This is a genomic window from Candidatus Synechococcus spongiarum SH4, assembly GCF_000586015.1.
GTDB classification, from domain to species: domain Bacteria; phylum Cyanobacteriota; class Cyanobacteriia; order PCC-6307; family Cyanobiaceae; genus Synechococcus_B; species Synechococcus_B spongiarum_F.
The window spans coordinates 1-6,058 of record NZ_JENA01000092.1; the positions used below are offsets into that span (position 1 = coordinate 1).

A 6,058-nucleotide genomic window follows, 5' to 3' on the forward strand; every position below is an offset into this window, starting at 1 on the left:
CTCCCCTTGCCGACCCTTTTTTTGCTTTTGGGAGGAGGCCTTGCCGGCCTTGGACTTTTTCTTCAGCCCCGACCTGCTCGACCGTGACCGGCTTGGGGTAGCGGCGGCGGATTGATCCGCAGCGGACGGGGATTTGGCTGAGGCGCCTGATCCATCAGCCTCAACCATTTCAAGGAGGGTGGCCTTGGGCTTGTGGGCATAGCCCTTGATGCCCCGGTCCCTGCATAGATCCTTCAACTCAACAACCGTTAGATCTTTGAGGGACTTGTCCGACAGCTTGGCTGCAGGCGACTTGCTGGTCATGGTTGCTCTGTACAGAAATCCATTCTAGGTCCGCCCGCCAACACGTGGTCTAAAATGAATCAGTGGCTTTTCATCGGGCCTGCTGCAGGCCCTAGCTGTGCATGCGCGGTTGCCCATGAAGCTGACCGAGGATTTGCGCCTCCACTGCCGCCAGGCTCCGGAGACGGGAGTTGACCACCGTGGGGGAGAAACGGCGCGACGCCAGAACCCGGTAGACACCAAAGTGGCGCGCCTCACTGGCCAGCAGACTGCGGTACAGACCGGCCAGCTCCTCATCGGGACAGTGGCGCGCCAGCAGTCCCAGCCGTTCATGGCTGCGGGCCTCGATGAGACCGGCCACAAGAAACTGATCCAGCATCCGCTCCGGTTCCTGTGGGGCAACACATCGTTTGAGGGATGCCCCATAGGGGGGTGCGGAAAGATGACGCAGCCGCCAGCCGCGCCCCTTGAGCAGGCTCAGAATTGTTTCGAAGTGTTGGAGTTCTTCCCGCGCCAGGGGACTCAGCACCTCCGCCAGTCCGGGCTCCATCGCATAGATGCCCATGAGCCGCAAGGCGGTATGGGCAGCCTTGCGTTCGCAATGGGCATGGTCAACGAGCAGCTCCTGGGGGTGGGCCAGGGCCAGGGTCAGCCAGGCCTCCGAACTGGGGGCGTCCAGCCAGCGGATCGGCGTGGAGTTCCCCGGCCCCCTGGGTTCACGCGCATTCATCGTCTTACCGTTCCAGCGCCGCCACCAGACCCTCCAACCCCAGCCGGTAGCTCAGCCCCCCGAAACCACAAACCACCCCAACGGCCCGGTCAGCCAGCAAGGACCGATGCCGGAAGGACTCCCGCCCATGGGTGTTGCTCAGGTGAACCTCCACGAAGGGAAGCGCCGTGGCCAGCAAAGCATCCCTCAGGGCAATGGAGGTGTGGGTGTAGGCGCCGGCATTGATCAGGATGCCGTGGGTCTGTTGAGCGGCGGCCGCCTGAACGGTATCCACCAGGCTCCCCTCGTGGTTGCTCTGGGCGCAACTGAGACTGATGCCCCTCTGCCTGGCCCAGGCCGCCAGTTGAGCATCAATCTCCGCCAGGGAGGTGCGCCCGTAGATACCGGGCTCGCGGGCGCCCAGCAGATTCAGGTTGGGTCCATGGAGAACCAGGATTTTCACATCCCCGGAGACGCTGCAACCACTCTAATCGCACCACCCCCACCTGATATGCTCTTGTCGGTGGCACGGGTCGGTGCCCGAGTGGTTAATGGGGGCGGACTGTAAATCCGCTGGCTCTGCCTACGTTGGTTCAAATCCAACCCGGCCCATTTGCCCTTGTAGCTCAGCGGTAGAGCACTCCCTTGGTAAGGGAGAGGTCACGAGTTCAAGTCTCGTCAAGGGCTTTTCTGCTTCCTCCATCCTCCCGTGCTCCTACGCCGCTGGAGACACACGCCAACCGCCAATTGCTCCCCCCGGAAACGGCGTTTGAAGCAGGCTCAGGTCTGGCAGATCCCTCTCAGCACCTTGACCATCCTGGTGCTTGCCGGCGCTGCCGCCTACCGACTGGCGGAGCCCAGCTACAGCTGGTCCGATGCCTTCTGGATGACCATTATCACCCTCACCACGGTGGGCTACGGGGAGGTCCACCCCTTGAGCGGCGGGGGGCGACTGGTCACCGTTCTACTGCTGCTGGGGGGCGTCTTCACCGTTCAGTTGGTGATCCAGCGCTTTCTCCAACTGAGCAACACCGGCTATTTCCAGCGCCTTCGCCTTCACCGTGAGCAAGCCATGCTTGATGCAATCTGCGATCACGTGATCATTTGCGGCTACGGCCGCATGGGGCGGGAAGTGGTGTCCTGCATGGCCAGGGAGGACGTGCCGCTGCTGGTGATCGATCAGCAGGCCCCGCGCACGGCTCTGGCCATCGAGCACGGTTTCTACGGCGTCACCGGTGACGCCAGCCTCGACGAGGTGCTCCGCAAGGCGGGGGTGGAGCGGGCCCGCAGTCTTGTGGCCGTGCTGGGCACGGATGCGGACAACGTCTACGTGGTGCTCAGCGCCAAAGCCTTGGCGCCCAGGGTGCAGATCATTGCCCGGGCCGAGAGCCAGGAGGCCGCCAGCAAGCTGCGCCGCGCCGGGGCCAACGACGTGGTGTCCCCGTTTGTTGCGGGTGGTCGTGTGCTGGCCTCAAAAGCCCTGTACCCGGCAGCCGTGAGCTTCATGGAGGTGCTTGCAGGCACCAAGTATCAGATTGAGCGCATCCAGCTTACCACGAGCCAGGAGGAATTCAGCAGGTTGCCTGGGCGGAGCCTGGCGGAGATTCAGTTGGGGGCCCGTAGCGGGGTGCTGGTGCTGGCCATTGGCTCCTCCCGGGGCGTACAGGTCAATCCGGGGGGCCAGGCTGTTCTCCAGCCGGGGGACCAACTGATCCTGCTGGGTTCAGCCCGGCAGCGCCGCGCCGCCGAAGCGCTCCTGGGCTTGGCGGCGGCCCGGGTGGACGTGTTGGCAGATCCCATGGATCTCCAGGAGTAGGGGAAGGCCCCCTCAGCGACCCGCTGCCTTGGCCTTGCGGGCTGCCTGCCGAGACTTGGCCCTGGCGGCGGCCTTAGCCTGCTTGGCGGCGGCTTTCTGCCGGGCAGCCTGGGTGCGAGCCGCGGCTGCAGCCGCTTCCCGCTCCTCCGCTTTTTTCTGGCAGTAGTAGGCGTAATCACCCTGATAAGACACCAACTCCCCGTCCCGCAACTCCACAACGCGGTTGGCGGTCCGACGAATGAAGTAGCGGTCGTGGGAGATGATCAGCGCCGCCCCTTCATAGGACCGGAGGGCCTCCTCCAGCATGGTCTTGGCGGGGATATCCAGGTGGTTGGTGGGCTCGTCCAGCAGCAGCAGATTGGAAGGGGTCAGCAACAATTTGGCCAGGGCCAGGCGCGCCTTTTCTCCGCCGCTGAGTTGGGCCGCCAGCTTGAACACCTGATCCTCCGTAAAGCCGAAACCCCCCAGCATGGCGCGCATGCGGGTCTGGCTCCAATCCGGCGCCATGGGGGTGACGGTCTCCAGCACGGTGACGTGGGGCTCCAGCGCCTCGGCCTGGTTCTGGGCAAAGTAACCGGGGATCACCTGATGGGTTCCCAACCGGGCTGTCCCCTCCGTGGGCCGCTCCGCGCCCATGAGCAATCGCAGCAGGGTGGATTTGCCCGCACCGTTGGGACCCACAAGGGCGATGCGCTGCCCCCGCTCCACGTGGAGATGGGCGCCAAGAAAGAGGATCCTGTCCCCATAGGCGTGGGTGAGGTCCTCCATGGCCGCCACCTGCCGGCCGGAGCGGGGCGCCGGGGGAAAGTGGAACCGGGGGCCACTCAACTGGCTGGCGGCGGCCTCCAGGCGCTCCACCTTGGCCATGGCCCGCTCCCGACTCCTGGCCTGGCTGCTGCGGGTGGCGCTGGCCCGGAACCGCTCCACAAAAGCCTGTTGCGCCGCCAAATCCTTCTGCTGCCGCTCAAACGCCGCCTGTTGCGCCTGGCGCTCCAGTTGCTTCTGGGTCACGAAATCGCTGTAGTTGCCCAGATAGGTGCGGGCCGTGCCCCGCTCAATCTCAACGATGCGGTTGCAGAGGCGATCCAGGAATTGCCGGTCATGGCTGACCACCACCATGGGCAACTCCAAACTCAGCAGATACCCCTCCAGCCATGCAACGGTATCCAGGTCCAGGTGGTTGGTGGGCTCGTCCAACAGCAACAGATCCGGCTCCTGCAACAGGATGCGGGCCAGGCCGATGCGCATCTGCCAGCCACCGGAGAAGTGGCTCACCGGCCGCTCCAGATCCGTGACCGCAAACCCCATGGTGGGCAGGATTCGCTCAATCCGGCTCTCCAGGCTGTAGCCGTCCAGGGCTTCAAAGCGCTGCTGCAGGGCGCCCAGTTCCTGGATCAACTCATCCAGGACAGACCCGGTGGCGGCGGCCATGGCCCGTTCCACCGCCGTCAGGCGCTCAAGCACCCCACCGGCCTCCTGAAACGCCCGGAACAACTCCTGGCGGACACTGCGCCGGGGATCCAGGTCCAGCTCCTGCTGCAAGTAGGCAACCACCAGCCCGCCGGGGCGAACCACCTGCCCTGTGGTGGGCTCCTCCAGACCGGCGATCATGCGCAACTGGGTGGATTTACCAGCGCCGTTCACGCCCACCAGGCCAAGGCGCTCGCCAGGTTTTACCTCCCAATGCACATCCTTGAGCACCTCACCGGTGCTGTACATCTTCGAGACGCCCTCGAGACGCAACACAGACATTCAACGGTTCAACTCCGCAAATCCTAGCAAAAGCGCCTAACCTGTCGGCAGGCTCCCTTAGCTCAGTCGGATAGAGCATCTGCCTTCTAAGCAGCCGGTCGTTGGTTCGAATCCAACAGGGAGCGTAGCGAAAGCCTCATCCGCAGCGGGTAAGGGGACGGAACCGACCAGGCGGGGAAACCGTGGCCTTTCCTGGTTTCCTGATTCAGAATCATGATTATTACTGATCCATGGTACTGTTAAGGACTTTCTGGAAAACCTCCTTCTCCCTGGGGAGGGTGTGGCTAGAATGGTAGGAGTTGCAGGTGAGCCGATGGAGAGTAAAGAGCGTCAGCTGGGCTTCAGCGAGTATGAGCCGAGTATGAGCGGAGTGTGGTGAAGAAGCAGGCTAGACGAGAGAAGTTCCTCGCAGAGATGGAAGCGGTAGCGCCTTTCTCCCTGCTGCTCAGTCTGATTGAGGCATTCTATCCCCGGGTGGAGCCCCACGGGGGAAGGCCACCCTATCCGCCGGGGATGATACTACGGATTCACCTGATGCAGAACTGGTATTGCCTTAGGGATGAGGCCATGGAGCATGCTCTTATTGATTGAAGTGGAGGCCATGGGTCGCTTTGCCGGAATTGACCTTACCCAAGACAGGATGCCTGATGCCACCACCATCTTGTCGTTCCGCCACTTTCTGGAGAAGCGCCAGTTGGGAGAGAAGAGCTTCGCTGCCACAGGGGAGCACTGGAGAGGGCAAGGTCTACTGCTGCGGGAGCCGCAGATGCATTAGACCCGCAAGGGCAACCAGTGGTTCTTTGGCATGAAGCCCATATTGGCGTGGACAAAGACTCAGGCTTGATCCATTCGGTAGCGACCTCTGCGGCCAATGTCCATGACGTGACTGTGGCGGCAGAGTTGTGTACGGTGAAGAGAGAGTGATCTATGGCGCTGCCGGGTACCAGGGCCTGCACAAGCGAGAGGAGATACCAGGACAGGACGTGGAGTGCCGCATCGCCCTGAGGCCTGGGCAGCGCCGCCGACTGCCTCGAACGCCAGAAGGACAACTGCTCCACTGGTGGGAGCGTGATAGGGCTCATATCAGGGCCAACGTGGAACATCCGTTCCGTGGAATCAAACAGCAGTTTGGCTTCCGGAAGACCAGGCTGCGAGGTATGGCCAAGAACCACTGTAAGGTGATGGTCTTGGCCGCTCTCGCCAATCTCTTCCTGGCGAAGAAGAGATTATTGGCGATGGCAGCATAGGAGTCGTGTATCAACACACTGCTTTGATGGTGCTTCAGGGCACTATCAAGGTCATTGCAGGAGTATAATATGGCCCTTTGACCCTATAAAGCCTCCATCGGCTACATCATTCACCACTGCCTCCCCTGCCCCTGCCTTGAATCCCCTGGTTCTCCAGTGTTTCCCTAAGGTTCAGGCCAGGTATGAAAGTAGGAAGAGTTGAATTATATAACTAACGGAGCGTCTTAGAGTCAAATACCCTATTATGGCCTC

At 62.2% G+C, this 6,058-nt stretch carries 4 protein-coding genes, 3 tRNA genes and 2 pseudogenes; 5 read left to right on the forward strand and 4 right to left on the reverse strand.

What is annotated here, in order from left to right; all coding sequences use genetic code 11:
• The 3 genes and pseudogenes from BG35_RS13645 to aroQ form a co-directional block, all read right to left on the reverse strand.
• A pseudogene (locus BG35_RS13645) lies at window positions 1-303 on the reverse strand (hypothetical protein); the annotation flags it as partial.
• Between the two features lie 91 nt (window positions 304-394).
• Entirely contained in the window at window positions 395-1,012 is a 618-nt protein-coding gene (locus BG35_RS0105455) for a MiaE family protein (protein ID WP_025782028.1), read from the reverse strand.
• Between the two features lie 4 nt (window positions 1,013-1,016).
• Window positions 1,017-1,454 (reverse strand): type II 3-dehydroquinate dehydratase, encoded by a 438-nt coding sequence (gene aroQ / locus BG35_RS0105460; RefSeq protein ID WP_025782029.1) that lies wholly within the window; start codon window positions 1,452-1,454, stop codon window positions 1,017-1,019.
• Window positions 1,455-1,521: 67 nt separating this feature from the next.
• Here aroQ and BG35_RS0105465 point away from each other — a divergent pair.
• The 3 genes from BG35_RS0105465 (at window position 1,522) to BG35_RS0105475 (ending at window position 2,807) form a co-directional block, all read left to right on the forward strand.
• Window positions 1,522-1,603, forward strand: a tRNA-Tyr gene (locus tag BG35_RS0105465).
• Between the two features lie 3 nt (window positions 1,604-1,606).
• Window positions 1,607-1,678 (forward strand) — tRNA-Thr (locus BG35_RS0105470).
• Window positions 1,679-1,799: 121 nt separating this feature from the next.
• A complete protein-coding gene (locus tag BG35_RS0105475; protein WP_236619796.1) occupies window positions 1,800-2,807 on the forward strand; it encodes a potassium channel family protein in 1,008 nt (335 codons plus the stop codon).
• Window positions 2,808-2,819: 12 nt separating this feature from the next.
• On the opposite strand, the gene BG35_RS0105480 is transcribed toward BG35_RS0105475, so the two are convergent.
• Complete coding sequence (locus tag BG35_RS0105480) at window positions 2,820-4,553, reverse strand: ABC-F family ATP-binding cassette domain-containing protein (RefSeq protein WP_025782031.1); 1,734 nt, start codon at window positions 4,551-4,553, stop codon at window positions 2,820-2,822.
• Between the two features lie 57 nt (window positions 4,554-4,610).
• On the opposite strand from BG35_RS0105480, the gene BG35_RS0105485 reads away from it, so the two are divergent.
• A tRNA-Arg gene (locus BG35_RS0105485) sits at window positions 4,611-4,684 on the forward strand.
• A gap of 247 nt (window positions 4,685-4,931) precedes the next feature.
• Window positions 4,932-5,806 (forward strand): annotated as a pseudogene (locus BG35_RS14245) (IS5 family transposase).
• Window positions 5,807-6,058: the final 252 nt, after the last annotated feature.